Source organism: Sedimentimonas flavescens, from assembly GCF_019264375.1.
Classification (GTDB): Bacteria; Pseudomonadota; Alphaproteobacteria; order Rhodobacterales; family Rhodobacteraceae; genus Rhodobacter; species Rhodobacter flavescens.
Genome location: NZ_JAHVAI010000001.1, coordinates 64868 through 90398, shown reverse-complemented (window position 1 = coordinate 90398; position 25531 = coordinate 64868). Strand labels below are relative to the sequence as shown.

Sequence of the window (25531 nt, the reverse complement as noted above, 5' to 3'; positions counted from 1 at the left end):
AAGAAAAACGGGCCGCGATGGCCCGTTTTTGCAGAGTTTCATGGCGCGAATACGGCCTTAAGCGGGTATTGCCATGCCCTTTTCGCGGGCAAGGGTCCGCATCCGGTCCTGCAACTTCTCGAAGGCGCGCACCTCGATCTGGCGAATTCGCTCGCGCGAGACGTCATACTGGCTCGAGAGTTCTTCCAGCGTGACGGGCTCATCGCGCAGGCGGCGCTGCATCAGGATATCGCGCTCGCGCTCGTTCAGAACGTCCATCGCGGCGAACAGCATGGCGCGGCGGGCCTCCAACTCGTCTGCCTCGGCATAGGCCTCGGCCTGGTCGGCGTCGGTATCCTCAAGCCAGTCCTGCCATTGCGATCCGCCGTCCCCGTCGGTGGCCCCGACCTGCGCATTCAGCGACGCGTCAGAGCCCGACAGGCGGCGGTTCATCGAGATGACCTCTTCCTCGGTCACGTTCAGATCGCGCGCGATCTGGGCCACGTTCTCGGGGCGCAGGTCGCCGTCTTCATAGGCGCCGATCTTCGATTTGGCCTTGCGCAGGTTGAAGAACAGCTTCTTCTGCGCCGAGGTCGTTCCAAGCTTCACCAGCGACCACGAGCGCAGGATGTATTCCTGAATCGCAGCGCGGATCCACCACATCGCATAGGTGGCCAGACGGAAGCCCTTTTCCGGGTCAAAACGCTTGACGGCCTGCATCAGGCCCACGTTCGCCTCCGAGATCACCTCGGCTTGCGGCAGGCCATAGCCGCGGTAGCCCATGGCGATCTTGGCAGCCAGACGCAGGTGCGAGGTCACCAGCCGATGTGCGGATTCCGAATCCTGGTGATCGACCCAAGCCTTGGCCAGCATGTATTCCTCCTCGGGTTCGAGGAGCGGAAACTTGCGGATTTCCTGCAGATAGCGGTTCAGGCCCTGTTCAGGACTGGGCGCAGGCAGGTTGGCATAAGTTGTCATTCAGACCTTCTCCCTCATCGACCCCCAAAAGTGGGAACGCTGACGCGCCGTTCAAGTGCTGTCCGGCCGATATCTCAGAGTGCTGAACGCAGAATGAAGCGCTTTCCGTCGTATCGCAACACTAGCTGACGCTTTCGTGAACGCTAACAGCTCAGCCCTTCTGCACGCCGTTGCGCAGGGCGTCCAGCAGCGCCTCCATGTCGGCGGGCAGGGGGGAGGAGAAGCTCAGCTCCTCGCGCGTGACGGGGTGGATGAAGCCAAGCGTGGCCGCGTGCAGCGCCTGCCGGGGGAAGCCGGCAGCAGCCTGGGCGGCGGCCTCGCCGATCACCTTGGCGGGTAGCTTGCGCTTGCCGCCATAGACCGGATCGCCGATCAGCCCGTGACCCGCATGGGCCAGGTGCACACGGATCTGGTGCGTGCGCCCGGTCTCGAGCCAGCAATCCACCAGTGACGCGGTGCCGGCGAAATCCTCGACCACGCGAGCGCGGGTGACAGCATGGCGGCCGCCGTCGAACAGCACCGCCTGACGCTGGCGGTCGGTCTTGTGGCGCGCTAGCTGCGAGGTGACTTTCAGGATATTCCCCGCCTCAAAGCTGACCCCGCGCGTGCCGCGCAGGCGCGGGTCGGCAGCATTGGGCACACCATGCACCACGGCCAGGTAATGGCGGTGGACCGAGTGCTTCTCGAACTGTGCGGCAAGGCCGTGATGCGCGCGGTCGGATTTCGCCACAACGAGCAGCCCCGAGGTGTCCTTGTCGATGCGATGCACGATGCCGGGCCGCGCCTCGCCGCCGATGCCCGACAGATTGCCGCCGAAATGGTGCAAGAGCGCGTTCACCAGCGTGCCATCCTCAGACCCCGGCGCGGGGTGAACGACCATGCCCGCAGGCTTGTCGATGACGATCAGGTCGTCATCCTCCCACAGCACCTCCAGCGGGATTTCCTGCGCGACGGTTTCGACGGGTTTGGGGGGCTCCAGCGTGATCTCGTAGACATCACCCACGGCCACCTTGGCCTTCTGGTCGGTGATCGGCGCGCCATTGCGCAGCACCGCACCCTCGGCGATCATCTTCGCCAGGCGCGAGCGCGACAGGGCCGCTTCCTCTGGCACAATGGCGGCAAGCGCCTTATCAAGGCGGTCAGCGGGGGGATTGCCGTCCTCTCCGGCTTCGATCACCAGCTTCAGGATACGTTCTTCCATGTCCGACATGATGCCTTCCGATCAGACCCCGCTGCCCGAGGTCCGCTTTCTCAAAGTTCTGGTGACGGCGCTGACGGCCACGATGATCCTGGGGCTTATAATCATCGTCGCGCTGATTGTCATCCGCATGCCGGACAAGGCGGTGATGCCCGTCCTGCCCGAGACGATCGCGCTGCCCGAAGGGGTCTCGCCCGCCGCCATCACCTTTGCAGGCGAGCGCATCGTGGTGCTGAGCGCCGATGATCGCGTGTTGGTCTATGCGGCCGACGGGCGGCTGATTGGCCAAACCGTTCTGGCTGGCGGGCAATGAGCGGCATTCCGCGCCTTGGCGTTCTGGCCGTGGTCCTGCGGGGCGACTCGGTCTTGCTGGTGCGCCGCGCAAATCCGCCCGATGCCGGGCTTTGGGGCTTTCCGGGTGGCAAGGTCGATTGGGGCGAGACGGTCGAGGCCGCCGCCCTGCGCGAACTGGCCGAGGAAACCGGCGTCAGCGCGGATCAGGGCCAGATCATCGCCAGCGCCGATGCGATCTCGCATGATGACAGCGGCGCCGTGGCCTTCCACTATCACCTTGTCGCGGTGCAATGCCGCTACCGGGCGGGGGAGCCCGTCGCCGCCGATGACGCGCTTGAGGCGGCATGGGTCGAGGTCGGACAGGTGCTCGCGCGGCAACTCCCGATGAGCCGCCGCGTCGATGAGGTGCTGCGTCGCGCGCTCGGGCGCGGGTAATTACTTCTCGGCGTTTTCGAGATTGGCGATGCGGGCCTTGAGGGCCTCGTTCTCCTCGCGCGCCTTCTGGGCCATGGCTTTCACCGCGTCGAATTCCTCGCGGGTGACGAAATCGCGGTCGGCCAGCCAGCGGTCCATCCAGCTTTTCATCGCGGTCTCGGCCTCGGTCTTGGCGCCCTGGGCCACGCCCATGGCGTTGGTCATCAGCTTGGACATCTCGTCAAAGAACTTGTTCGGCGCTTCCATCGGGTCTCTCCGGTCGTATCACGGGGTTTTGCCCTATATGAGCCTGCACGCGCCCAGAGACAAGGTTGACTTCGCCGCGGGGCCGAGGTGTTGTGCGCCCCGACACGAGGAGCGCCATGGCCATTCCCTTCCCAGATATCGACCCGAACGCCTTTGTCATCCCGGGTGTGGGCCTGCCGATCCGCTGGTATGCCCTGGCCTATATCGCGGGGCTGGTGCTGGGCTGGCGTATGGTCGTTGGCCTGATGCGGCGCCCCAAGCTGTGGGGCGGGCAGGCGCCGATGCCGCCCGAGCGGGTCGAGGATTTGCTGACCGCCGTGATCGTGGGCGTGGTTCTTGGCGGGCGGCTTGGTTTCGTGCTGTTCTACCAGCCGGGCTATTATTTCAGCAATCCGCTTGAGATCCTGAAGGTCTGGCAGGGCGGCATGTCCTTCCATGGCGGATTTCTGGGCGTCGTCGTGGCGATCTGGTGGTATTGCCGCCGCAACATGCTGCCGGTTCTGAACATCGCCGATGCCGCCGCGCTGGTCGCGCCGATCGGGCTGTTCCTGGGGCGCATCGCGAACTTCATCAAGCCCGAGCTTTGGGGCCGCCCGACCGACATGCCCTGGGGCGTGATATTCCCGGTGCCCGAGGCGCAGGCCTGTTACGGCTGGGCCGGGCAGGTCGATGGCCTCTGCGCGCGCCACCCCTCGCAGCTTTACGAGGCGGGGCTTGAGGGGCTTTTGCTCGGCGCCATCCTGTGGGTGATGTTGCAGGCTGGCGCGCTGCGCCGCCCCGGCACGCTCTTTGGCGTCTTCCTGATTGGTTACGGTGCGGCCCGCGCCTTTGTCGAACTGTTCCGCCAGCCCGACGCGCAATTTGCCGGCGTTGACAACCCCTTGGGCTATGCGCTGCAATTCGCCGGTGGCGGGCTTACGATGGGTCAGATCCTGTCTCTGCCGATGATCGTCGTGGGTCTGTGGCTGATCTGGCGCGCGCGGAGAGCGGCATGACCCCGCTGGCCGCGATCCTCGCTCGCAAGATCGCGACCGAGGGGCCGATGCGCCTCGATCACTATATGGCCGAATGCCTGCTGCATCCCGCGCACGGCTATTACGCGACGCGCGATCCCTTCGGGGCGGCGGGCGATTTCATCACTGCGCCCGAAATCTCGCAGATGTTCGGTGAGATGCTGGGCCTGTGCCTCGCGCAGGTCTGGGTCGATCAGGGCCGGCCTGCGCGTTTTGTTCTGGCCGAGCCGGGGCCGGGGCGCGGTACCTTGATGGCCGATATGACGCGCGCGATGCGCGCCGTGCCCGGTATGCTCGAGGCCGCCGAGATCCATCTGGTCGAGGCTTCCGCCACCCTGCGCGGTATCCAGCGCGACCGGTTGGCGGGGCTGGACGTGACCTGGCACGAAAGCGTCGAGGAGTTGCCCGAAGGCCCGCTTTATCTCGTCGCCAACGAATTCATTGACGCTCTGCCGATCCGCCAGTTCGAGCGCCACGGTAATGCCTGGGCCGAGCGTCAGGTGGGCCTCGGCCCCGATGGCGCGCTGGTGCCCGGCCTCACCGCGCCGCTGCCGCTGGCTTTGCTGCGCGATCGCATGGCCGATACGTCCGAGGGCGATGTCGTCGAGATCTGCCCCGGCGGCCCGTCCGTAGCCTCTGCCGTGGCGGGGCGCATCGCTGCGCAGGGCGGGGTTGCGATCTTCATCGATTATGGCAACTGGCGCAGCCTTGGCGATACGTTTCAGGCCCTGCGCGCGCACAAGCCCGAAAGCCCCTTCGCCAACCCCGGCGAGGCGGATCTGACCGCCCATGTCGCGTTCGCACCGCTCGCCCATTCTGCGCGCAACGCGGGCGCCGCCGTCAGCGCGATGACACCGCAAGGCGTGTTGCTCGAACGTCTCGGCATCACGGCGCGCGCGCAGGGCCTTGCCAGCAAGCTGAGCGGCGCGGCGCTCGAAAGCCATATCGCTGCGCATCGCCGCTTGACCCACCCCGAGGAAATGGGTCACCTGTTCCAAACCCTTGCCATCTATCCCGCTACCGCCCCACTGCCTCCGGGGTTCGATGGGGCCGCTGACTGATCATGCCGACCACGCTTGAAATTCTGACTTCGCCCGCGCTGAACGGTGTCGCGCATGGCTTCTTCACCCGCAAGGGGGGCGCCTCTTCGGGTGTGTTCCAGGGGTTGAATTGCGGCCATGGGTCCAGCGATCTGACGGACGCCGTCAACGTCAACCGCGATCGCGTGGCCGCGGCCATGGGCGTGACGCCCGAGGCGATGGTGGGTGTGCACCAGATCCATTCCGCCGATGTGCTAAGCGTGACAGGCCCGCTTGACGCGGCGGTGCAGGCCGATGCGCTGGTGACGGCGACCCCGGGCGTGCTGCTGACCGTGCTGACCGCCGATTGCCAGCCGGTGCTGTTTGCCGACCGTCAGGCCGGGGTCGTGGGTGCGGCCCATGCGGGCTGGCGTGGCGCGCTTGAGGGGGTGCTTGAGGCGACGGTCGAGGCCATGGAGGCCCTCGGGGCGGATCGCGCGAATATCACGGCGGTCATCGGCCCTTGTATCTCGCAGCGCGCCTATGAAGTCGGCCACGACTTCATGGAAAACTTCCTTGTCGAAGACCCCGATTATGGCCGCTTCTTCTCGGGCGGGCCCGCGGGCAAGCCGATGTTCGATCTGCCGGCCTTCGGGTTGCATCGCCTGCGCGAGGCTGGCGTGGGTGAGGCTGAATGGACGCGCCACTGCACCTACTCGGATAGCGAGCGGTTCTACTCCTATCGCCGCACAACCCATGCGGGCGAAGCCGACTATGGCCGCCTGATCTCGACCATCCGGCTGTGATCCGCGATTCGCTGTGAGTGCCTCGAACTGTGGCGAGAATGCGGCGGAATCCGTGTTCGGGGAAACAGTGACGATGCCGGGCGCGGACTGGTCTCGCGGGCCGTCATAATAGCTTCATAAATTTGACGCCAATGCGCCGGCCGCCCATAATTGGTCTGTCTCTCTGCATCCGGTGGGGGCCGTAGCAGATGTGACCAGACCGAAAGGGCTGTTCGCATGTCATATCCTCACCCTCCTGCCATGGGTGTTGCAATCTCTGGCGGGGACCGGTCTGGCCCATCGCACGCGCATCTGCGCGGGCACGTTGGAACTGAGCGGCGGCCTCTGCGCGCGATTCCTCTGACGCGCCGATACGAGGCCGCCTGGCTCACGTCTTCGGGCGAGATTGAGACCTCAAACCGTATTGCGCCCGCGATTCCGCTGTTCGAGCACGCCTGTTCTGCGCTTGCGCGTGGCGCTGTCGTGCAGACCACCGCAGGCCCCTGCGCGATCGAGGACCTGATGCCGGGCAGTCACGTTCTGGTTGCGGGCGGCGAGACCTGCCTGGTCCGCTGGATCGGATCGATGACGCATTTTGCCGCGATGCGGCCGGACTGTAGCGACGGCCGGACCTGCATGACGCGCCTGACCGCCGAGGCCTTGGGCGAGGGGCGCCCGGTCGCCGATCTGGTGCTCGGGCCGGGCGCACGCATCCGCATGGACAGCGCGCGGGTTCGCCGCATTGCGGACGCGGAGGCGGCCTTTGTGCCCGCCTGCGCGCTGGTGGACGGCATCGGCATCATTGAGGTCGCCCCCGTCGCTCCGATCACCACCTATCACGTCGTGCTCGATCGCCACGCCGCCCTGCGCGTCGCCGGGGTCGAGGTGGAAAGCTATCATCCGGGCGTCGGTCTTGAGCAACTGGTCGATCCGCGGATGCTGGAGCTGTTCGTTGCGCTCTTTCCGCATATCCGCCGGATCGAGGATTTCGGCGAGATGGCCCTGCCGCGCCTAGGTATGAAGGCGATGGCGGCGCTCTGGGAATGAAAACGGGGCCTCGCGGCCCCGTTTCTCGATCAGTCTTCCATCGCTTCCAACTCGTCGATGAAGCCCGCGATCATCGACAGACCCTTGTCCCAGAAGGCCGGGTCTGAGGCGTCGAGCCCGAAGGGCGCAAGCAATTCCTTGTGGTGCTTCGAGCCGCCCGCCGTGAGCATCTCGAAATACTTCTGCTGGAACTCGGGCAGCCCGTCGGCATAGGCCGCGTAAAGCGCGTTCACCAGCCCGTCGCCGAAGGCATAGGCATAGACGTAGAAGGGCGAATGGACGAAATGCGGGATGTAGGACCAGAAGGTCTCATATCCCTCCATGAACTCAAACGCCGGACCAAGGCTTTCGGCCTGCACCGACATCCACAGCGCGTTGATATCGTCGGGCGTCAGCTCGCCCTGCGCGCGGGCGGCGTGCAGTTTGCATTCGAAATCGTAGAAGGCAATCTGGCGCACGACCGTGTTGATCATGTCCTCGACCTTGCCCGCCAGAAGCGTCTTGCGCTCGGCCTTGGTCTTGGCGCCGTCGAGCAGCTTGCGGAAGGTCAGCATCTCGCCGAAGACCGAGGCGGTCTCGGCCAGCGTCAGCGGGGTCGAGGCCAGCATCTCGCCCTGACCGGCGGCCAGAACCTGGTGCACGCCGTGGCCAAGCTCATGCGCCAGGGTCATCACGTCGCGCGGCTTGCCCAGGTAGTTCAGCATCACATAGGGGTGCACCGTGGTCACGGTCGGGTGCGCAAAGGCGCCCGGCGCCTTGCCGGGTTTGACGCCCGCGTCGATCCAGCCCTTGTCGAAGAAGGGCTGCGCAAGCTCGGCCATCTGCGGGGCGAAGGCGGCATAGGCCTCAAGCACGGTCGCGCGCGCCTCGTCCCACATGATCTTGCGCGGGGCCTCGGTCGGCAGCGGCGCGTTGCGGTCCCAGACCTGCAGCTTGTCGAGGCCAAGCCAGCGTGCCTTCAGCGCATAATAGCGGTGCGACAGGCGCGGATAGGCGGCAACAACGGCGTTGCGCAGCGCCTCGACCACCTCGGGCTCGACATCGTTCGACAGGTGGCGCCCGGTCTGCGGGGTGGGCATCTTGCGCCAGCGGTCCTCGATTTCCTTTTCCTTGGCCAGCGTGTTGTGCGCGCGCGCGAAGATCTTGATGTTCTCGCCAAACACGCGGGCCAGTTCGCGCGCGGCGGCCTCGCGCTTGGCGCGGTCGTGATCCGACAGCAGCGTCGTCGTGGCCTCCAGGTTCAGCGTTTCGCCCAGCACCTCGAATTCGAGCGCGGCGGTGGTTTCATCGAAGAGCCGGTTCCAGGCGGCGGCGCCGACGACCGACTGGTCGTGCAGGAATTTCTCCATCTCGTCGGACAGCTGATGGGGCTTCATCGCGCGCATCCGGTCGAAGACGCGCTTGTAGCGGTTGACCAGCGGGTCGTTGAACACCGCCTCATAGCGGGCGTCGTCGATACGGTTGAACTCCAGCGAGAAGAACACCAGCGGCGTGGTGAAGGTGGTGATCTTGTCCTGCGCGTCGGCCATCAGTTTGACGCGCCCGGCATCGGTGGTGTTCTGGTAATAGCGCAGACCGGCATAGGACATCAGCCGCCCGGCGGTGGTTTCGATCGTCTCGTAGCGCGCGATGCATTGCGCCATCTGAGCGGCGTCGAGCGTCGCCAGCTTGCCCTCGTAATCGGCGGCAAAGGCGGCGCAGTCTTTCTCAAGCTGCGCCATGTCTCGCGCGAATTCGGGGGCGTCCGGGGCGGGGTAGAGGTCGCTCAGATCCCAATCGGGCAGATCGCCGAACCCCCCGGCGCTGGCGTTCGCATCGAAGACGGGTTGGGGCAGGGGAAATGTCATGGCGGCCTCTTGCTAGGTATAGCCCAAGACATAGGGGCTTGGCCCCGGTGGGGGCAAGGGGCGGGACGGGCCGAAGTTTCGCCGCGGCCATGGCCGTTCGCTTATTATTTGGGCGCGATCCCAAATTTCAGGCAAAAGCCGTGGGCTTTTCCCTTTCCTTGGCGGCATCCGCTTTCACTCGCCCAATCCGCTGCCTAAGATTCGATCAAGGCCGGAGGAATCACGCCCCATGACGAACTATTTCAACGAGATGTATGACGGCGGCAAAGTCCGCGAGCCTTACGCCCGGCTTGAGGGCTGGACCCGCGATATGCCCGCCGAGTTGCGGCAGATGAAGCAGGCCGAGGCCGAAGCCCTGTTTCGCCGTATCGGGATCACCTTTGCGGTCTATGGCGAGGGCGGCGACCCGGACCGCCTGATCCCCTTCGACATGTTTCCGCGCGTCTTCACCCAGCTTGAATGGCGCCGGCTGGAACGTGGTATCAAGCAGCGCGCAAGGGCGCTCAACGCCTTCCTGCTCGATGTTTACGGGCGCGGCGAGATCGTGCGGGCGGGCAAGATCCCGGCGCGACTGGTCTATCAGAACGACGCATTCGAACGCGCCGTGACGGGCTTTACGCCCCCGCGCGGGATCTACAGCCATATCGTCGGCATCGACCTTGTGCGTACGGGGCCGGATGAGTTCTACGTGCTCGAAGACAACTGCCGCACGCCCTCGGGCGTCAGCTACATGCTGGAAAACCGCGAGATCATGATGCGCATGTTCCCGCAGATCTTCCGCGAGAACCGGATTGAGCCGGTAGATGGCTATGCCGATGCGCTGCGCCGCACGCTGGCCTCGGTCGCGCCCGCGAAATGCGAGCGTGAGCCCACCATCGCCATTCTCACGCCGGGGCATTACAACTCGGCCTATTACGAGCACAGCTTTCTGGCCGACCTGATGGGGGTCGAACTGGTCGAGGGCGCGGATCTGTTCGTCGAGGGCGGCTTTGTGTGGATGCGCACGACGGAAGGGCCCAAGAAGCTTGACGTGATCTATCGCCGGATCGATGACGCCTACCTTGATCCGCTCTGCTTCCGGCCCGAGTCGATGCTGGGTGTGCCGGGGCTGATGGATGTCTATCGCTCGGGCGGCGTGTCGATCTGCTCGGCGCCGGGTGCGGGCGTGGCGGATGACAAGGCGGTTTACACCTTCGTCCCCGAGATGGTGCGCTTCTACCTGGGCGAAGAGCCGATCTTGCAAAACGTCCCCACCTGGCAATGCGCCAAGGCGGATGAATGCAAATATGTGCTAGAAAACCTTGGCGATCTGGTCGTCAAGGAGGTGCATGGCTCGGGCGGTTATGGCATGCTTGTCGGCCCGAAATCGACCAAGGAGCAGATCGAGTCCTTCCGTGCCAAGATCGTCGAAGACCCCGACAATTACATCGCGCAACCGACGCTCGCGCTTTCAACGACGCCGACCTTCGTCGAGGATGGGATCGCGCCCCGCCACGTCGATCTGCGGCCCTATTGCCTGGTGGGCGAGAAGATCGAGCTGGTGCCCGGCGGGCTGACGCGCGTGGCGCTGACCGAGGGCTCGCTGGTGGTGAACTCGTCGCAAGGCGGCGGTGTCAAGGATACATGGGTGTTGGCCGAATGAGACAGCGCCCCGAACCGAGCCATCAATACCGTTCCGCGATGCCCGGAACGTCTCATTTCAGCGGAGAGGCGGAATGCTAAGCCGGACTGCGGAAAACCTGTTCTGGATCGCACGCTATATCGAGCGGGCCGAAACCATGGCGCGACTGCTTGAGGTCGGCGCGCGCATCGCGCTGATGCCCTCGGCAGGGCATGGCTATCGCTCGGAATGGGAAAGCCTGTTGCAGGCTTCGGGCACCTCCGAGGGGTTTGCCGCGAAATATGGCGACCCGGTGCAGCGCAACATCGAAAGCTACCTGTTCTTCGACCGCGACAACCCGTCCTCGGTGATTTCCTGCATCGCCAGCGCACGAGAGAACGCCCGTATCGTGCGGACTGCAATGACCAGCCAGGTCTGGGACGCGCTGAACATGGCCTATCAGGAAATCCGGCAACTGGAGCGGATGCCGCGCTCGGAGCTGGAGCTGACCGAACTGACCGAATGGGTGAACCGGCAGGCGGCGCTCGTGCGCGGCACGATGGATGCCACGCTGCTGCGCAATGACGGCTACAGCTTCCTCAACCTCGGTTTCGCGCTGGAGCGCGCCGACAACACCGCGCGTCTGATCGACGTGAAATACTACGTCCTGCTGCCGTCGGTTGATTTCGTGGGCTCGGGGCTGGACAATTACCAGTGGCAGACGCTCTTGCGCGCCTTTTCGGCCACGCGGGCCTTCCACTGGGCTTACGGCGGCGAGGTCACGGCCGCCAAGATCGCCCACTTCCTGATCCTGAACCGGCAGTCGCCACGCTCGCTGATCTCGGCGGCCGACGCCGCGATGGAGCATCTCGACGCGCTCAGCCAGAATTACAACAAGAGCGGTCCGGCGCAGATGCGCGCTTGCGCGCTGGTAAGTGAGCTGGCCGAAACCCGTGTCGAGGACATCTTCGAAGAGGGCCTGCATGAGTTCCTCACGCGGTTCATCCGCGAGGTCGGAGAGCTGTCCGTGATGGTGCACAACGCCTATCTGAGCGGAGAAGCCAGATGATCCTGACAGTCAACCACGTTACCACCTACCAATACGATGTGCCGATGCGCTCTGCGGTGCAGACGCTGCGCCTCTTCCCGTCGCGCTTCGACGGGCAGCGGATCATCCGTTGGGATGTGTCGGTCGAGGGCGGCATCCGGGGCGGTTCGTTCAAGGACGGAGCGGGCGACAGGATCGAGGGCTGGTCCGTGCGCGGCCCGGTCAGCAAGGTCACGATAACTGCATCGGGACAGGTCGAGACGATCGATCTGGCCGGCGTGCTGCGCGGCCACCGCGAGCAGGTTCCGCCGCTGTCCTACCTGTGCGAGACCACCGCGACCTGGGTCGATGATGCGCTGGAAACCCTTGCCAATGAAGCCGTCCTTGGTGCCGAGGACGATCTGGATCGCGCGCACCGCCTGTCCCGCGCCGTCTCGGCTGCCATCGCCTACAAGCCTGGCGTCACACAAGCCCACACCACCGCCGCCGAGGCGCTGTCGTTGGGCGAGGGAGTCTGCCAGGATCATGCCCATGCGCTGATTGCCGCGGCGCGGGCCGTGGGGCTTCCGGCCCGCTATGTGTCTGGGTATCTCTTTGCCCGCGATGATGGCGAGCCGCACGAAGCCACTCACGCCTGGGCCGAGGTGCATGTGCCGAACATAGGTTGGGTCGGCTTTGATCCCGCCAATGCGTGTTGCCCTGACCAGCGGTATATTCGCCTCGGCTCGGGCGCGGATGCGCGGGATGCAGCGCCGATCAAGGGGATTGCCCTCGGTGTTGGCGAAGAGAGCCTTGATGTCGCAGTTGCCTTGGAGGCAACCCAACAATAATCTCGGCCGTCGGCGCGAATCCCCGGGGGAAAGAATGACCTATTGCGTTGGCCTGCTGCTGGATGCGGGCATGGTGCTGCTGAGCGATACCCGCACGAATGCGGGGCTCGATAATATCGCGACCTACCGCAAGATGTTCACCTTCGAGGATCCGGGCGAGCGGGTCATCACCGTGCTGACGGCCGGGTCGCTTTCGGTCACCCAGACCACCATCGCGCGCCTGCGCGAGGCGATCGAGGATGACGATGCGACGGGTGAGACCTCGATCATGCTGGCGCCGAGCATGTTGAAAGTGGCCGAGATCATCGGCAATACGCTGGCCTCGGTCCGCGAGGATATCGACCACAAGATGAACGCAGCGAAAGTCAGCGTCTCGGCCTCGATGATCGTGGCGGGGCAGCGCGCGGGCGGGGCGATGCGGATGTTCCTCGTCTACCCTGAGGGCAATTTCATCGAGGCGACCGAGGACACGCCCTTCCTGCAAATCGGCGAGCATAAATACGGCAAGCCGATCCTCGACCGCGTGGTGACCCCCTCGACCAGCATCGAGGACGCGCAAAAGGCGGTGCTGCTGTCGATGGATTCGACGTTGCGCTCGAACCTGTCGGTGGGGATGCCGCTGGATCTGGCGGTGATCGAGCGCGATGCCTGCCGGGTTTCCTCGCGCCGTCGGATCGAGGCGAAAGACCCTGATTTTGCCCGTATGTCCGAGGCCTGGTCGAGCGCGCTGCGCGAAGGTTTTAGCCAGATCGAGCTTTAAGCCGCGTCCGTGGCCGCGTCGAACAGCGCCAGGCAGCTTGCATAGAAACGCGCGCCGGTTTCGGGCTTATCCATCATGATCTCATGCTGCACGCCGGGGAACATCTCAAGCCGCGCGGCGGGCCAGTCTTTCAGTCGCTGCCGGATCGCCGTGCTGTCCACGACGCGCTCATCCGTGCCAAGGGCGCAGTAGCAGGGCAGGTCAGGCGCGGGCAGTTTCAGCAGCGCCTGACACTCCAGCAACGCCTCGGCGACCCAGTGCAGCGAGGGGCCGCCTAGTGCGAGCGCGGGCACTTCGGCCACCTGCTCGATCAGCTTGGCCCACATCATCGCATCTGTCGTCAGGAAGTTATTCTGAAACCCGTCGGTCAGCACATAGGTGACTTCGCTGGTTTCGGGTGCGTAGCGCCGTGCGCGCGGGTTGTCGAGCAGCACTCGCGCCAGCGGCAGGGCGATCTGGCGCATCGGCGCGTTCAGCGCGATCCCCAGCATCGGCGCCGACAGGGTGACCGCGGCAAAGGGATGCGGCCGGCTGAGGGCACGCAGCGCAATCGTGCCGCCCATGGAATGCCCAAGTGCGAGCCAGGGGCGGGGCAGATCCAGCGCCTCGGCGGCATGAAGCACGGCGGCGAGGTCGATCTGATACTCGGCGAAACGCTCCACATGGCCCATCATCTGGTCGGCGAGGGGGCGATCCGCCAGCCCTTGCCCGCGCCAGTCGATCGCAAGCACATCATAGCCCCGCGCGGTGAACTCGGCCGCCGCAAGGCCGTATTTCTCGATATATTCGGTGCGGCCGGGGAAGATGAACACCGTCCCGCGCGCCTCTCCCGCCGCAGGCCAGAGCCCCAGGCGGATGCGCCGTTCGTCTGCCGTATGCAGCCAGAGGGCGCGCCCCCCTTCAGGACCGCCGGAAATCGCGGCGTGAAAGGGGGCCTCTTCCATCAGCTCAGCGCCGAGCCAAGCTGCATCGCCAGGCCCATCGAGCCGTCGATCTTCAGCTTGCCGGTCATGAAAGCCATGGTCGGGTTGACGTCGCCGCTCAGGATGCCCTTGAAGGTTTCGGCATTGGCGGTCAGCGTCACGTCCGCCTCGTCATCGCCCGCACGCACCCCGTCGGCGTCGATCACGATCGCGCCCTCGTCGGTGATGACGAATTTCGCGGTCGAGGGAAAACCGTTCGGCATCTTCTCTTGCAGCGCGGCAACGGCCTTCTCGATGATTTCGCTCATGAACTCCTCCGAAATGTGAACGCCGGACCTATCGCTTTCTCCGGCGGTTGGGTTACATTTTAGTTATGCGCGGGCCAACAGCCATAAACAAATATGCCGTTGCGGCATTTCTCACGCTGTTTTGCAGCGCCGTTACGGCACATTCCGAGACCACCGGGTTGGAGCGATACTTCGCCGAACTGGCCGATCCAGACTATCCAGGTTGGGCGCGCGCGCAATCGGATATCGAACGGGCCTGGTCGCGTTCGGGCTCTCCGGCGATGGATCTGCTGCTCAAGCGCGGGACCGAGGCGCTCGACGCGGGCGACCTCGACGCCGCGATCGAGCATCTGACCGCGCTGACAGATCACGCGCCGGACTTCCCCGAGGGTTGGAATGCGCGCGCCACGGCGTTCTTTGTCGCCGGCCGCTACGGGCCGGCGCTGTCGGATATCGCGCAGACCCTGCGGCTTGAGCCGCGTCATTGGGGCGCGCTGAATGGCCTGGGCATGATTCTCGACGATATGGAGCAGCCCGAGCGCGCGCTGGCGGCCTATCGCGCCTCTTTCGCCTTGAACCCGCACCAGCAGGATGTGAAAGACGCAATCGACATGCTGGAGAAGGCGCTCGCGGGCGTCGCGCTGTAAGACTGGGCGGGAAAAATGTCTGCGCGTATCACGGCCGTGCTGGGGCCGACCAACACCGGCAAGACGCATTACGCGATTGAACGCATGCTGGCGCATCGCACCGGCGTCATCGGGCTGCCACTGCGGCTTTTGGCGCGCGAGGTCTATGATCGGATCGTCAAGGCGCGCGGCCCCTCGGTCGTGGCGCTAGTCACGGGTGAGGAACGCATCGTCCCCGAGCGCACGCAGTATTGGGTCTGCACCACCGAGGCGATGCCCGATGTCGGTGCCGATTTTGTGGCCCTCGACGAGATCCAGCTTTGCGCCGACCCCGAGCGTGGCCATGTCTTCACCGACCGCCTGCTGCACGCGCGCGGCCTGCACGAGACGCTGTTCCTCGGCTCGGAGACCATGAAAGGCGCCATCGCGGCGCTGGTGCCCAAGGCGCAGTTCACCCGGCGGGAGCGTTTCTCGGAACTCAAGTGGGCAGGTTCGAAAAAGATAAGCCGGATGCCGCCGCGCAGCGCCATCGTCGGCTTTTCGGTTGAAAATGTCTATGCCATCGCCGAGCTGATCCGCCGCCAGAAGGGTGGCGCGGCGGTCGTCATGGGGGCGCTCAGCCCGCGCACGCGCAATGCGCAGGTCGCCATGTATCAAAATGGGGATGTCGATTACCTCGTTGCCACAGATGCCATCGGCATGGGCCTGAACCTCGATATCGAGCATGTCGCCTTTTCGGCCACGGCGAAATTCGACGGGCGCCGGATGCGGCATCTCTTCCCGCATGAGCTTGGCCAGATCGCCGGACGGGCAGGGCGGCACACGATGGACGGCACCTTCGGCGTGACCGGTGAGGCCTCGCCGCTGCCGCCCGAGGTGATCGACGCGGTCGAGAACCACCGCTTTGCGCCGATCCAGCGCCTGCAATGGCGCAACCCGCGGCTTGAGTTCGGAACGCTGCCCCGGCTGATCCAGTCGCTTGAGGAAAGCCCCGGCGACGAGTGGCTGACGCGCGGGCGCGAGGCGGACGATCTGCGTGCTCTCAAGGCACTCAGCGAGTATCCGGAAGTCATCGACCGGGTGCGGCACCCAAATGATGTGCGTCTGCTCTGGGATGTGTGCCGAATACCCGATTTCCGCTCGATCTCGCAGACGGAACATGCGACTTTGCTGGCGCGTATCTTCGGCTTCCTGCAGGGCGGCAAAGGGATCCCATCGGACTGGCTGCGTGGCCAGATCGAGCGGATCGACCGGGTGCAGGGGGACATCGATGCGCTGTCGAAACGGCTCGCGTTTATCCGCACCTGGACATACGTGGCGCAGCGCAAGGGCTGGGTCGATGACGAAAGCCATTGGCGCGAGGAGACTCGCGCTGTAGAAGACCGCCTGTCGGATGCGCTGCATGGCGCACTGATCCAACGATTTGTGGACCGGCGCACCTCTGTGTTGCTGCGCCGGCTCAAGCAGAAGGAGACCCTCGTGGCCGAGGTGAACGACAAGGGTGAAGTGATGGTCGAAGGCGAATTCGCTGGCCGTCTGGACGGATTCCGGTTCCGGCAGGATGCGACCTCCTCGCCCGATGAGGCGAAGATGCTGGCACGTGCCGCCTACGAGGCGCTGCGTCCCGAGTTCAACCTGCGGGCGGACCGTTTCTACAACGCACCCGATACCGAGATGGACTTCACCGAGCAGGGTGGCCTGATGTGGGGCGAGATCGCCGTCGGCAAGCTCGTGAAGGGCTCTGAGCCGGCGAAACCCTCGGTCGAGGCCTTCGTCGATGAAGAGGCCGGTCCCGAGGTTGCCGAGAAGGTCAAGCGCCGTCTGCAGCATTTCATCGACCGCAAGGTCGCAACCCTGTTCGAGCCGCTTCTGGCGATCAGCCGTGACGAGGCCCTGACCGGACTTGCGCGTGGCTTTGCCTTCCGCCTTGTCGAGGGCATGGGCATCCTGCCGCGCGAAGGCGTGGCCGCAGAGGTCAAGGAACTTGACCAGGACGCTCGCGGCGCGCTGCGCAAGCACGGCGTGCGCTTTGGCCAGTACACGATCTTCATGCAGGCGCTGCTCAAGCCCGCGCCGACCCGTCTGCGCCTGGTGCTTTCGGCGCTCTGGGAAGGCCTGTCGGAGTTCCCCGAAAGCCCGCCTCCGGGTCTGGTGACCATCCCGCATATCCCCGAAGTGGGTATGCAGGCCTATACGCTTTCGGGCTATCGCCCGGCAGGGTCGCGCGCGATCCGCATCGACATGCTCGAGCGTCTGGCCGACCTGCTGCGCGGTCAGGACAGCCGGGGTGGCTTCGAGGCCAATCCCGACATGCTCTCGATCACCGGTATGACGTTGGACCAGTTCGCCGACCTGATGGAGGGCCTTGGCTACAAGGCCGAGAAGGGCGAGCGCGAAAAGACCCGTCCGGTGGCGGAGCCGAAGGCCCCCGAGGCTGGCGCCGAGAACCCGATCCCCGAGGATGCCTCGCCGATCGCCGAGGCTGAGGCCGAGGCGGCCTCTGCCGCGCCCGAGATGGAAGTGTTCTTCACCTTTGCCTGGGCCCCGCGTCCGCGCCACAACCCGCGCCCCGAGCGCGCGCCGCGCCGCGACGGTGGCGAGGGCAAGCGCCGCGAGGGTGGCAAGCCCGAATTCCGTGGCGAGCGCAAAGGCGGCGGCAAGCCCAAAGGCAAGGGTAAGCCGCATGAGGGCAAGGGCGCGCGCCACTTCGAGGCCCGCCCGCCCAAGAAGGAAAAGCCGATCGACCCTGATAGCCCCTTCGCGATCCTCGCGGCTCTGAAGGACAAGAAGTAAGCGATGGCGCACGGATCTGACCGGATCCGTATCGACAAGTGGCTCTGGCACGCGCGGTTCGTCAAGACGCGCGGGCTGGCCGCCGATCTGGTGCAGGCCGGGCGCGTGCGCGTGAACGGCCAGCGCATCGACAAGCCGGGGCGGGCGGTTGGCCCCGGCGATGTCCTGACGGTCAGCGTTGCGGGGGCCGTGCGCGTCATCCGGATCGAGGGCTGCGGTGAGCGTCGCGGCCCGGCGAGTGAGGCCGCGACCCTCTATACCGCGCTTGACGAGCCCAACGTTCCGCACGCGGCGCCCGAAGCCGAACGCCCGTTCTGAGTGCGGGGCCAGATCGCCGCAGCCCGGCTTTTCTGTGACACTCTCCCTTGATTGATCCGCAACGCCCCGCTAGGTATCGCCAGAACCTAAACGATCCGGGGTTGCTCCATGACCTATGTCGTCACCGATAACTGCATCGCCTGCAAATACACCGACTGCGTCGAAGTCTGTCCCGTGGACTGCTTCTACGAGGGCGAGAATACGCTGGTGATCCACCCCGACGAATGCATCGACTGCGGCGTATGCGAGCCCGAGTGTCCCGCCGACGCGATCCGCCCCGATACCGAGCCGGGAATGGAAGACTGGGTCGAGTTCAACCGCAAATACGCCGAACTTTGGCCCGTGATCACGCAGAAGAAAGACCCGATGCCGGATCACGAGAAGTATGACGGCGAGCCGGGCAAGCTTGATAAGTACTTCAGCCCGAATCCGGGCCAGGGCGACTGATTCTCATCTCGGTCCGGCGCGCCCCTGATTCGGGTCGTTCACAGCGCATGACGCGACGGAAGGCGTGAGGCTTGTTGCCCTTCAAGGGCTTGAGTTTCTGCATTCGCATAACAGTGATGCTTTGCCGCGCTTTGAATCGGTCCAATTTTGTGCTACATTATTGTGACATTGGAGTTTGATCCCGCCCTCGCAGACCTGCTCGCCTGCCGGGGGTTTATCTTTGACTGCGAGAGACATCGCGGAGCTTAAAGCGCCGTGGGTGTCTTGTGCGCTGTCGGATAGGGTGACCGCCCCGGCTGCAAGGAAGCGACTGAATGACCAAGACCAAGAAAACCGAATTCCGCCCGGACGATTTCGTTGTTTATCCCGCACATGGTGTCGGCAAAATCATGTCGATCGAAGAGCAGGAGATCGCTGGTATCCGTCTCGAACTCTTCGTCATCTCGTTCGAGAAAGACAAGATGACGCTGCGCGTTCCCACCAACAAGGCCGTCGATATCGGTATGCGCGGGCTCAGCTCGCCCGAGGTGGTGACCCGTGCGCTCGAAACGCTGAAAGGCAAGGCCAAGGTCAAGCGGGCGATGTGGTCGCGCCGCGCGCAGGAGTATGAGCAAAAGATCAACTCGGGCGATCTGCTGTCGATCGCCGAGGTCGTGCGCGATCTGCACCGTGCCGATGATCAGCGCGAGCAGAGCTATTCCGAGCGTCAGCTTTACGAAGCCGCGCTGGAGCGTCTGACCCGTGAAGTCGCCGCCGTGTCGGGCACCGACGAGGCTGGCGCCGCAAAGAAAGTCGATGACGTTCTGGTTGGTCGCGCCGCCTGATCGCAGGTAGATTTACGCAAGACGGGCCCTTCGGGGCCCGTTTTCGTTTCAACCCTCTTTCGTGACGCCGGCGTCGGCTGGCCGGTCGTCGGCATCGATCTTGCTGGTCCGGCGCGAGAACCGCTCCATCATTTCGGCTTCCAGTTCGGCATTCAGCTCGCGCGTGCGCTTGATGTATTCGGGGTTCTGTTCGACCGGAACGCCGGGCTTCCAGACCTGCGCCAGATCGCGCACGGCGGCGCGGTCGAGCTTGAAGAAGGTCTTTTCAAGCTCGGCGGCTTCGAATTCGCTCAGCCCGACATTCTCAAGCACGTAGCGCGCACAGCGCAGCGAAGAGTCGAACATCTCGCGCACGATGTCGTCGGCGCCGGCCCGGTAAAGCTCGAACACGTGAATACGATCGCGCGCGCGGGCGATGATGTGCAGGTCCGGCCGCAGACGCCGCGCATAGGCGACAAGCCGCGTGGTCGAGGCCTTGTCGTCGAGGCATACGACCAGCACGCGCGCCTTGGCCAGCCCGGCGGCGGCCAGCAGATCGGGCCGCGTCGGGTCGCCGAAATAGCTCTTGAAGCCGAAGGTCCGCATCAGTTGCACGGTCTTGAGATCGGCATCCAGAACGGTCGTCTGAAAGCCCGACATGGTGATCATGCGGTTGACCACCTGGCCGAAGCGGCCAACCCCGGCGATGATGATGGGTTGCTGCTCGTCGATCTCATCGGCCGAGGGGCCATCTTCGTCGCGCCGGAACCGGGCGAGTTGCTCGTGCGCGATGAACAGAAGCGGCGTGATCAGCATTGAGAGCGCAATGATCAGCAGGGTCTTTTCCGCGATTGCGGCCGGCAGGATGCGTTGTCCGACCGCGAAGGACACCAGGACAAAGCCAAATTCACCGGCCTGCGCCAGCCCGAGCGTGAACAGCGTCTTGTCCCCGCCTTTCAGCCGGAAGGCCCGCGCAAGGACGTAAAGGATCGCTGCCTTGAGGCCGACAAGCGCGAAAACCAGAAGCACGGTCGTGACCGGTGCTGCCGTGAAGACCGTGAAGTTGATCCCCGCGCCCACGGTGATGAAGAACAGCCCCATCAGCAGGCCCTTGAAGGGCTCGATATCGCTTTCCAGCTCGTGCTTGAACTCGCTGTCGGCCAGAACGACGCCCGCGAGGAAGGTGCCAAGCGCGGGCGAAAGCCCCACGAGGTTCATCAGCGAGGCGATGCCGACCACGATCATCAGCGCCATCGCGGTGTTGATTTCGCGCAGCTTGGCGGCGTGGACGAAGCGGAAGAGAGGACGCACCAGCAGGTGACCGGCAAGGATGACAAACGCCACCGCGGCCAGCGTGATCAGCGTTACCCCCCAGCCCGGCAGGCTGTCGATGAAATGGGCAACAACGTTGTCGGAGGCTTCGGCCTTCGACAGTGCCCGCGCACCGGGCAGCGCCAAAAGCGGCATCAGCGCCAGCATCGGGATGACGGCGATATCCTGCGTCAGCAGCACCGCGAAGGCCGAACGCCCGCCTGCGGTCTGCATCAGGCGCTTTTCGTTCAGCGTTTGCAGCACGATAGCGGTCGAGGAGAGCGCGAAGATCATCCCAAGTGCAAGCGCGATGCGCAGCGGCTGCCCCAGCAGCAGCGCCAGCGTCGTGACTGCCGCGACCGTCACCAGCACCTGAAGCCCGCCTAGCCCGAGCAGCTTGTCGCGCATCGCCCAAAGCGCGCGGGGCTCCAGCTCCAAGCCGATCAGAAACAGCATCATCACCACGCCGAATTCGGCGAAATGCTGAAGATCGGTCATTTCCGAGCCGGAAAGCCCCAGCACCGGGCCGATCAGAATACCCGCCATCAGATAGCCCAGAACCGAGCCAAGCCCCGCCCGCGAGGCGAGCGGCACAGCGATGACCATCGCAATAAGGTAAAGTGTGGCTTGAAGGAGGAAGCCTTCCATCGGGTGCACTATCTGGTTGGGCTACGCGGGGCGCGGCGCGAATGGGGGAGGAAAAAATGGTGGACCGGCTCTAAGCCTAGAGAATGCTGGACCGGGCGCAAGGCGAAACGGGCGATGTTTCGCGGCTGTTACCCGAGTTGATCGGATCGCGCCTTAGCTCCCTTTCAGAAGCGTCAGCGTATAGTTGCGAGAGCCTTTCTTGTAAGTCAGTTGTCCGGCTCCGATGGCGGTCACCTTGCCACCATCCAATCGATCGCCGACCGAGACCTTGACGTACTTGCCACTCGACAGGCGCACCAGCGCGCGGCGGTTCGAAGACGAGCCATAGACCCCGATCAGATTGATTTCCTTGAGGTCTATGGCGTTTTTCAGCGTTGCCTGCTTGGCCACCGAGGCAGAGGTGGGCAGCTTGGGGGCGACCGAGACGGGCTCGGGTTCGTCCAGTTCCTCGGGGGGCGGCTCGATCGCGGCCTGGCGAGCGGGGGCTGCGGCAACCTGGGTTGCGGCCGGGGCGGGTTCGGCGGCAATCGCGGCGGCCAATGCGTTCTCGACCGAGGTAGTGAAGTTGCGCGGTTTCGCAGGTGGGCGGCGCGAGACAGAAACCGCGCGCGCCGTGGCGCTGGCAAGGGCGGCGGTTTGCGCTTCGGCGGCGCGGGCGGCCTCGGCTGCGGCGGCCTCCTCGGCGGCGCTTGCGGTCGCGAAGGCACTCGCGATCGAGGCCGGGCGCGCCTTCGGTTTCGCGTTGGCCAGAAGCGCCAGGCGTGTGCTTTGCTCGGGTGTCAGCGCGGCACCGTCGTCGGTCTCGGGCGTGCTGGCCTCGGGGGCGGGTTCTGGCGTGGCAGCCTGCGCTGCCGCTTGCGCGGCGGCTTCAATGGCGGCGGGGCGGGGCTTGGGACGCAGACCTGCCAGCGCCGGATCGGCGTAGGGGGCGGGTTCCTCGGCCTCGGTCGGGGCGGCGGGCGCCGCTGCGGCCACCAGCGCGGCGGCGGCGATCGCTTCGGGGCGCGGCCCGGGCAGGCGCGGGGGCTTGCCCGCGTAAAGCGTGAAGTCGCCCGGCATGACCACGCCTTGCGGTGTGGGTTGAATGTCGCCCTCGGGTGTCAGCCGCGCAAGCTGCTCGAAGGGCGGCGGCGGCGGCGGCATGACCGGTTGGCTGTCGGTGAGGCTTTCAGCCGGGGGCAGCGTCGCCGTGGCGGTCGTGTCGCGCAAAGCCGGATCGGCCGTCGAGATCGACGAGAGCGACAGGTTCGGCGCCGGAACGATCTCGGGGCTAGACCGGGTTGGCTCGGCAGGTTGGGGCACCGCCGGGGCCGGTTCCGCCGCGGCTTGTTCCGTAGCGGGGGGCGGCGCGGCGGTTTCGGTCGCGGCCGGTTCGGGTGCGGGCTGTGCCGCAGGCGCCGTGATTTCGGGTGCGGGCGCTGGTGCCTGCGTTTCCAGAGCTGCGACCTCGGCAGGCGGGGTGTCGTCGCCAAGGAAGCTTGACCAAAGCGCGACGATACCAAGGAACAGCACCAGCCCTGCCGTCAGCTTCAGCCCAAAATGCCTGGGCTTTCCGCCTGTGAGGGCGGGCTGGAAGGTGCCAAACGGGCTGGCAGCGGGTTCGGCCTCCTCCGGAGCGGTGGCAGGTTCGTCATCCAGTTTGGGTTTGAGGCTTTTCACCAGCGCCTTGCCCGCGCTGTCGCCCAGTTTCACCGTTCCGCGCGCGGCCTTGTCTAGCCCGGCTTTCGCGGCGCGTTTCAGCGTTTCGGCGGCGCTGCGCAGATCCGTTTCGGGCAGCGCCAGGCCCGGCGCCGTGACCCCGGCCGAACCGCTTTGCATCAGCTTGGCCTTCTGCTCGGGTGGCATGGTGCGCGGCGGCATCGGGTGCAGCCGCGCCGCGCCGCCCAGACGGGGCGTGACGCCAGCATCGTCGGCGCGCGCGGCAAGTTCCGGCGTGCGGCGCGAGCTGAAGGCGGGAACGGGGGCCTCGGGTTCTGTCGGCTGCTCGGGGCTTTCCTGCGGCTCGAGCTCCGCCTGCGGCGTATCCGGCACAGCGGGTTCGAGCGGTTCTTCGGCAAGCGACAGCTCTTGCGGCGGCGCCTCCTCTGCCGGGGGCAGGTCGGGCACGAAGGGCGCGTTCAGCGCCAGTTCCAGATCGGTGAGAGCCTCTTCATCGTCGGCATCCTCCGGCTCAGGCACCGGGGGCTCGGCGGGGGGCTCCGGATCGGAAGGAGGCGCGACCGAAACCTCCGGCACTTCTTCTTCAGCAATAGGCTCGGGCGCAGGTTCGACAACCGGCTCTTCGGTCGCGGCCAGGAACTCTTCCAGGCTGACCTGCTCGACAACGCGCACCGGGTCCTGATCGCGGTCAACGCGCGCGCCTTCGGGAAGGTGCTGGGCGGCATTGGCGGTGAGGCCGAACCACGGCTCGCCACCGAACTGCCCCGGCTCGGGCAGGGCGACGAAGGAGATCGGGCAGAAGCCGTGCGACTCGGCGAAGGCCTCCGCCTCGGCCAGGGTTTCGCGCGCGACGATGGCGACCTGCACGGTTTCGCCATTGCCGGACCAGTCGAAAATGAGATCCTCGACGGGGTAGGGCGTCATCCCCTCCAGCGCGGCGGCGATCTGGCTGCGGCGCTGCGCGGTGCGCGGTCCGGGGGCGCGAACCTCGGTATAGAGGATCTGCGAGGCGGGGATGATCAGTTTCGAGGTCAGCCCGCGCGGTTCGGCCGAAAGGGCTGCGCGGCGCAGGCCGGTCAACGCGCCTTGCAGGTCATCGACCTCAAGTGAGACCTCACCCAACCGCGCCCAGCCATCGGCCCGGCGATGCAGAAGACCAATGCCGTCAAGCGAGAGATTGAGCGCGAAGCTGGGTTTCATTCCGGTGGCTCTGGCTGATCGAAAGGGGCGCGGATTCACCCGTCGCGACCCTTGGTAAAGCAGTTTGCCGCCTGTGAAAAGCGCCCCGCCCGAAAGGGGCGGGGCGATAGTCAGGTTTTTGCCGGTCGCGGGTACGAACTGCCCGCGTAGGCATCACGCCGTGGCGACAGCCAGCGCCTGATCGAGATCGGCGATCAGGTCGGCGGCATTCTCGATGCCGATCGACAGGCGCACCACGTTCGGCGCGGCGCCTGCGGCAACCTGCTGTTCTTCGGTCAACTGGCGGTGCGTGGTCGAGGCCGAATGGATGATCAGCGAACGCGCATCGCCAAGGTTCGCCACATGGCTGAACAGCTTGAGATTGTTCACCAGTTTCACGCAAGCGTCGTAGCCGCCCTTGACCGCAACGGTGAACAGCGCCCCGGCGCCCTTGGGGCAAACGCGGTTCGCGCGCTCATGCCAGGGCGAGCTTTCGAGGCCCGCATAGGTCACGTAGTCGATACGCGGATCGGCTTCGAGCCAGGCTGCCACGGTCTTGGCGTTGGCGACGTGCTTCTCCATGCGCAGGCTCAGCGTCTCGATCCCCATGAGCGTATAATGCGCGCCCTGCGGGTTCATCGTCATGCCCAGATCCCGCAGGCCGATGGCGATCGAGTGGAAGGTATAGGCCATCGGGCCGAGCGCCTCGTGGAATTTCAGCCCGTGATAGGCAGGCTCGGGTTCCGACAGCGAGGGGAACTTGCCCGAGGCCGACCAGTCGAACTTGCCCGAGTCGACGATGACGCCGCCGGTGACGGTGCCGTTGCCGGTCAGGTACTTGGTTGCCGAATGCACGACGAGGGTCGCGCCATGCTCGATCGGGCGGCACAGGTAGGGCGAGGCCAGCGTGTTGTCGACGATCAGCGGCAGGCCCACCTTGTCGGCGACGGCCGAAACGGCGGGCAGGTCGGTGACATAGCCGCCGGGGTTCGAGACCGACTCGCAGAAGATCGCGCGCGTGTTGTCGTCCACCGCGGCCTCAAGCGCCTCCAGATCGTCGAAATCGACGAATTTCGCCGACCAGCCGAAGCGTTTGATGGTCTGGCTGAACTGGGTGATCGTGCCGCCGTAAAGACGGGTCGAGGCGATGATATTGCAGCCCGGCATCATCAGCGGGAAGAGCGCCATGATCTGCGCCGCGTGCCCCGACGAGCAGCAGACCGCACCGACACCGCCCTCAAGCGCGGCCACGCGATTGGCCAGCGCCGAAACGGTCGGGTTGGTCAGGCGCGAGTAGATGTAGCCCACCTCTTGCAGGTTGAAGAGGCGCGCGGCGTGCTCTGCGTCTTTGAAGACATAGGCGGTGGTCTGGTAGATCGGCACCTGGCGCGCGCCGGTGGCCGGATCGGGCTCGGCCCCCGCATGCACTTGCAGGGTGTCGAAGGAATAGTCGGTCAT

Annotated in this window: 24 protein-coding genes; 15 read left to right on the top strand and 9 right to left on the bottom strand. The window is 65.3% G+C overall.

What is annotated here, in order from left to right:
- Window positions 1-57 precede the first annotated feature (57 nt).
- Both rpoH and KTQ37_RS00460 read right to left on the bottom strand, forming a co-directional pair.
- On the bottom strand, window positions 58-957 hold the full coding sequence (rpoH, locus tag KTQ37_RS00465; RefSeq protein ID WP_218628503.1) for an RNA polymerase sigma factor RpoH: 900 nt from the start codon (window positions 955-957) through the stop codon (window positions 58-60).
- A gap of 151 nt (window positions 958-1108) precedes the next feature.
- Complete coding sequence (locus KTQ37_RS00460; protein WP_413243715.1) at window positions 1109-2158, bottom strand: RluA family pseudouridine synthase; 1050 nt, start codon at window positions 2156-2158, stop codon at window positions 1109-1111.
- Between KTQ37_RS00460 and KTQ37_RS00455 the strand changes: the two genes are divergently transcribed.
- Window positions 2157-2468, top strand: coding sequence for a DUF6476 family protein (locus tag KTQ37_RS00455; RefSeq protein ID WP_218628501.1), 312 nt, complete (start codon window positions 2157-2159; stop codon window positions 2466-2468). The two genes, KTQ37_RS00460 and KTQ37_RS00455, sit on opposite strands and share 2 nt — an antisense overlap.
- Window positions 2465-2884, top strand: coding sequence for an NUDIX hydrolase (locus KTQ37_RS00450; RefSeq protein WP_218628500.1), 420 nt, complete (start codon window positions 2465-2467; stop codon window positions 2882-2884). Before KTQ37_RS00455 ends, KTQ37_RS00450 begins: the two co-directional genes overlap by 4 nt.
- On the opposite strand, the gene KTQ37_RS00445 is transcribed toward KTQ37_RS00450, so the two are convergent.
- Window positions 2885-3130 carry an accessory factor UbiK family protein gene (locus KTQ37_RS00445; RefSeq protein ID WP_218628499.1) on the bottom strand — a complete coding sequence of 82 codons (246 nt, stop codon included), beginning with the start codon at window positions 3128-3130 and terminating at the stop codon, window positions 2885-2887.
- Between the two features lie 116 nt (window positions 3131-3246).
- On the opposite strand from KTQ37_RS00445, the gene lgt reads away from it, so the two are divergent.
- The 4 genes from lgt (at window position 3247) to KTQ37_RS00425 (ending at window position 6994) form a co-directional block, all read left to right on the top strand.
- Window positions 3247-4125 (top strand): prolipoprotein diacylglyceryl transferase, encoded by an 879-nt coding sequence (lgt, locus tag KTQ37_RS00440; protein ID WP_218628498.1) that lies wholly within the window; start codon window positions 3247-3249, stop codon window positions 4123-4125.
- Entirely contained in the window at window positions 4122-5204 is a 1083-nt protein-coding gene (locus KTQ37_RS00435; RefSeq protein WP_218628497.1) for a class I SAM-dependent methyltransferase, read from the top strand. The genes lgt and KTQ37_RS00435 overlap by 4 nt, the downstream gene beginning before the upstream one ends.
- Window positions 5205-5206: 2 nt before the next feature.
- Entirely contained in the window at window positions 5207-5968 is a 762-nt protein-coding gene (gene pgeF / locus KTQ37_RS00430) for a peptidoglycan editing factor PgeF (RefSeq protein WP_218628496.1), read from the top strand.
- Window positions 5969-6184: 216 nt separating this feature from the next.
- Window positions 6185-6994 (top strand): Hint domain-containing protein, encoded by an 810-nt coding sequence (locus KTQ37_RS00425; RefSeq protein WP_328799677.1) that lies wholly within the window; start codon window positions 6185-6187, stop codon window positions 6992-6994.
- 29 nt (window positions 6995-7023) lie between these two features.
- Here KTQ37_RS00425 and KTQ37_RS00420 read toward each other — a convergent pair whose 3' ends face one another.
- Entirely contained in the window at window positions 7024-8841 is a 1818-nt protein-coding gene (locus KTQ37_RS00420; protein WP_218628494.1) for a M3 family oligoendopeptidase, read from the bottom strand.
- Between the two features lie 229 nt (window positions 8842-9070).
- On the opposite strand from KTQ37_RS00420, the gene KTQ37_RS00415 reads away from it, so the two are divergent.
- From KTQ37_RS00415 to KTQ37_RS00400, 4 genes are all read left to right on the top strand, one after another.
- Window positions 9071-10483 carry a circularly permuted type 2 ATP-grasp protein gene (locus tag KTQ37_RS00415; protein ID WP_218628493.1) on the top strand — a complete coding sequence of 471 codons (1413 nt, stop codon included), beginning with the start codon at window positions 9071-9073 and terminating at the stop codon, window positions 10481-10483.
- Window positions 10484-10556: 73 nt separating this feature from the next.
- Window positions 10557-11510, top strand: a complete 954-nt coding sequence (locus KTQ37_RS00410; protein WP_218628492.1) for an alpha-E domain-containing protein — start codon at window positions 10557-10559, stop codon at window positions 11508-11510.
- Window positions 11507-12319 carry a transglutaminase family protein gene (locus KTQ37_RS00405; RefSeq protein WP_218628491.1) on the top strand — a complete coding sequence of 271 codons (813 nt, stop codon included), beginning with the start codon at window positions 11507-11509 and terminating at the stop codon, window positions 12317-12319. The genes KTQ37_RS00410 and KTQ37_RS00405 overlap by 4 nt, the downstream gene beginning before the upstream one ends.
- A gap of 34 nt (window positions 12320-12353) precedes the next feature.
- Window positions 12354-13079, top strand: coding sequence for a proteasome-type protease (locus KTQ37_RS00400; RefSeq protein WP_218628490.1), 726 nt, complete (start codon window positions 12354-12356; stop codon window positions 13077-13079).
- On the opposite strand, the gene KTQ37_RS00395 is transcribed toward KTQ37_RS00400, so the two are convergent.
- Together KTQ37_RS00395 and KTQ37_RS00390 are read right to left on the bottom strand one after the other, a co-directional pair.
- Window positions 13076-14023 carry an alpha/beta fold hydrolase gene (locus KTQ37_RS00395; RefSeq protein WP_218628489.1) on the bottom strand — a complete coding sequence of 316 codons (948 nt, stop codon included), beginning with the start codon at window positions 14021-14023 and terminating at the stop codon, window positions 13076-13078. The genes KTQ37_RS00400 and KTQ37_RS00395 overlap by 4 nt on opposite strands.
- Entirely contained in the window at window positions 14023-14310 is a 288-nt protein-coding gene (locus KTQ37_RS00390; protein ID WP_218628488.1) for an SCP2 sterol-binding domain-containing protein, read from the bottom strand. Before KTQ37_RS00390 ends, KTQ37_RS00395 begins: the two co-directional genes overlap by 1 nt.
- A 65-nt stretch (window positions 14311-14375) precedes the next feature.
- Between KTQ37_RS00390 and KTQ37_RS00385 the strand changes: the two genes are divergently transcribed.
- The 5 genes from KTQ37_RS00385 (at window position 14376) to KTQ37_RS00365 (ending at window position 19297) form a co-directional block, all read left to right on the top strand.
- Window positions 14376-14936 carry a tetratricopeptide repeat protein gene (locus tag KTQ37_RS00385; protein ID WP_218628487.1) on the top strand — a complete coding sequence of 187 codons (561 nt, stop codon included), beginning with the start codon at window positions 14376-14378 and terminating at the stop codon, window positions 14934-14936.
- Between the two features lie 15 nt (window positions 14937-14951).
- Window positions 14952-17708: a helicase-related protein gene (locus KTQ37_RS00380; protein WP_218628486.1), complete on the top strand. Its 2757-nt coding sequence runs from the start codon at window positions 14952-14954 to the stop codon at window positions 17706-17708.
- 3 nt (window positions 17709-17711) lie between these two features.
- Complete coding sequence (locus KTQ37_RS00375; protein ID WP_218628485.1) at window positions 17712-18026, top strand: RNA-binding S4 domain-containing protein; 315 nt, start codon at window positions 17712-17714, stop codon at window positions 18024-18026.
- A gap of 108 nt (window positions 18027-18134) precedes the next feature.
- Window positions 18135-18473 carry a ferredoxin FdxA gene (fdxA, locus tag KTQ37_RS00370; protein WP_218628484.1) on the top strand — a complete coding sequence of 113 codons (339 nt, stop codon included), beginning with the start codon at window positions 18135-18137 and terminating at the stop codon, window positions 18471-18473.
- A 314-nt stretch (window positions 18474-18787) separates the two neighbouring features.
- A complete protein-coding gene (locus KTQ37_RS00365) occupies window positions 18788-19297 on the top strand; it encodes a CarD family transcriptional regulator (protein ID WP_218628483.1) in 510 nt (169 codons plus the stop codon).
- A 48-nt stretch (window positions 19298-19345) separates the two neighbouring features.
- Here KTQ37_RS00365 and KTQ37_RS00360 read toward each other — a convergent pair whose 3' ends face one another.
- The 3 genes from KTQ37_RS00360 to KTQ37_RS00350 all read right to left on the bottom strand — a co-directional run bounded on the left by KTQ37_RS00360 (window position 19346) and on the right by KTQ37_RS00350 (window position 25531).
- Window positions 19346-21235, bottom strand: coding sequence for a monovalent cation:proton antiporter-2 (CPA2) family protein (locus tag KTQ37_RS00360; RefSeq protein ID WP_218628482.1), 1890 nt, complete (start codon window positions 21233-21235; stop codon window positions 19346-19348).
- Between the two features lie 153 nt (window positions 21236-21388).
- Entirely contained in the window at window positions 21389-24094 is a 2706-nt protein-coding gene (locus tag KTQ37_RS00355; RefSeq protein ID WP_218628481.1) for a hypothetical protein, read from the bottom strand.
- Between the two features lie 153 nt (window positions 24095-24247).
- A complete protein-coding gene (locus tag KTQ37_RS00350; protein WP_218628480.1) occupies window positions 24248-25531 on the bottom strand; it encodes an O-acetylhomoserine aminocarboxypropyltransferase/cysteine synthase family protein in 1284 nt (427 codons plus the stop codon).

What these genes read in the sequence shown, in the direction of transcription:
- KTQ37_RS00420 (WP_218628494.1), bottom strand. Translation starts at nt 8,841, where the DNA reads ATGACATTTCCCCTGCCCCAACCCGTCTTCGATGCGAACGCCAGCGCC.
- KTQ37_RS00450 (WP_218628500.1), top strand. Translation starts at nt 2,465, where the DNA reads ATGAGCGGCATTCCGCGCCTTGGCGTTCTGGCCGTGGTCCTGCGGGGC.
- KTQ37_RS00455 (WP_218628501.1), top strand. Translation starts at nt 2,157, where the DNA reads ATGTCCGACATGATGCCTTCCGATCAGACCCCGCTGCCCGAGGTCCGC.
- KTQ37_RS00405 (WP_218628491.1), top strand. Translation starts at nt 11,507, where the DNA reads ATGATCCTGACAGTCAACCACGTTACCACCTACCAATACGATGTGCCG.
- KTQ37_RS00390 (WP_218628488.1), bottom strand. Translation starts at nt 14,310, where the DNA reads ATGAGCGAAATCATCGAGAAGGCCGTTGCCGCGCTGCAAGAGAAGATG.
- KTQ37_RS00380 (WP_218628486.1), top strand. Translation starts at nt 14,952, where the DNA reads ATGTCTGCGCGTATCACGGCCGTGCTGGGGCCGACCAACACCGGCAAG.
- KTQ37_RS00350 (WP_218628480.1), bottom strand. Translation starts at nt 25,531, where the DNA reads ATGACCGACTATTCCTTCGACACCCTGCAAGTGCATGCGGGGGCCGAG.
- KTQ37_RS00365 (WP_218628483.1), top strand. Translation starts at nt 18,788, where the DNA reads ATGACCAAGACCAAGAAAACCGAATTCCGCCCGGACGATTTCGTTGTT.
- KTQ37_RS00360 (WP_218628482.1), bottom strand. Translation starts at nt 21,235, where the DNA reads ATGGAAGGCTTCCTCCTTCAAGCCACACTTTACCTTATTGCGATGGTC.
- KTQ37_RS00400 (WP_218628490.1), top strand. Translation starts at nt 12,354, where the DNA reads ATGACCTATTGCGTTGGCCTGCTGCTGGATGCGGGCATGGTGCTGCTG.
- KTQ37_RS00410 (WP_218628492.1), top strand. Translation starts at nt 10,557, where the DNA reads ATGCTAAGCCGGACTGCGGAAAACCTGTTCTGGATCGCACGCTATATC.
- KTQ37_RS00435 (WP_218628497.1), top strand. Translation starts at nt 4,122, where the DNA reads ATGACCCCGCTGGCCGCGATCCTCGCTCGCAAGATCGCGACCGAGGGG.
- KTQ37_RS00445 (WP_218628499.1), bottom strand. Translation starts at nt 3,130, where the DNA reads ATGGAAGCGCCGAACAAGTTCTTTGACGAGATGTCCAAGCTGATGACC.
- KTQ37_RS00395 (WP_218628489.1), bottom strand. Translation starts at nt 14,023, where the DNA reads ATGGAAGAGGCCCCCTTTCACGCCGCGATTTCCGGCGGTCCTGAAGGG.
- lgt (WP_218628498.1), top strand. Translation starts at nt 3,247, where the DNA reads ATGGCCATTCCCTTCCCAGATATCGACCCGAACGCCTTTGTCATCCCG.
- KTQ37_RS00460 (WP_413243715.1), bottom strand. Translation starts at nt 2,158, where the DNA reads ATGGAAGAACGTATCCTGAAGCTGGTGATCGAAGCCGGAGAGGACGGC.
- KTQ37_RS00415 (WP_218628493.1), top strand. Translation starts at nt 9,071, where the DNA reads ATGACGAACTATTTCAACGAGATGTATGACGGCGGCAAAGTCCGCGAG.
- KTQ37_RS00425 (WP_328799677.1), top strand. Translation starts at nt 6,185, where the DNA reads ATGTCATATCCTCACCCTCCTGCCATGGGTGTTGCAATCTCTGGCGGG.
- KTQ37_RS00375 (WP_218628485.1), top strand. Translation starts at nt 17,712, where the DNA reads ATGGCGCACGGATCTGACCGGATCCGTATCGACAAGTGGCTCTGGCAC.
- KTQ37_RS00355 (WP_218628481.1), bottom strand. Translation starts at nt 24,094, where the DNA reads ATGAAACCCAGCTTCGCGCTCAATCTCTCGCTTGACGGCATTGGTCTT.
- rpoH (WP_218628503.1), bottom strand. Translation starts at nt 957, where the DNA reads ATGACAACTTATGCCAACCTGCCTGCGCCCAGTCCTGAACAGGGCCTG.
- pgeF (WP_218628496.1), top strand. Translation starts at nt 5,207, where the DNA reads ATGCCGACCACGCTTGAAATTCTGACTTCGCCCGCGCTGAACGGTGTC.
- fdxA (WP_218628484.1), top strand. Translation starts at nt 18,135, where the DNA reads ATGACCTATGTCGTCACCGATAACTGCATCGCCTGCAAATACACCGAC.
- KTQ37_RS00385 (WP_218628487.1), top strand. Translation starts at nt 14,376, where the DNA reads ATGCGCGGGCCAACAGCCATAAACAAATATGCCGTTGCGGCATTTCTC.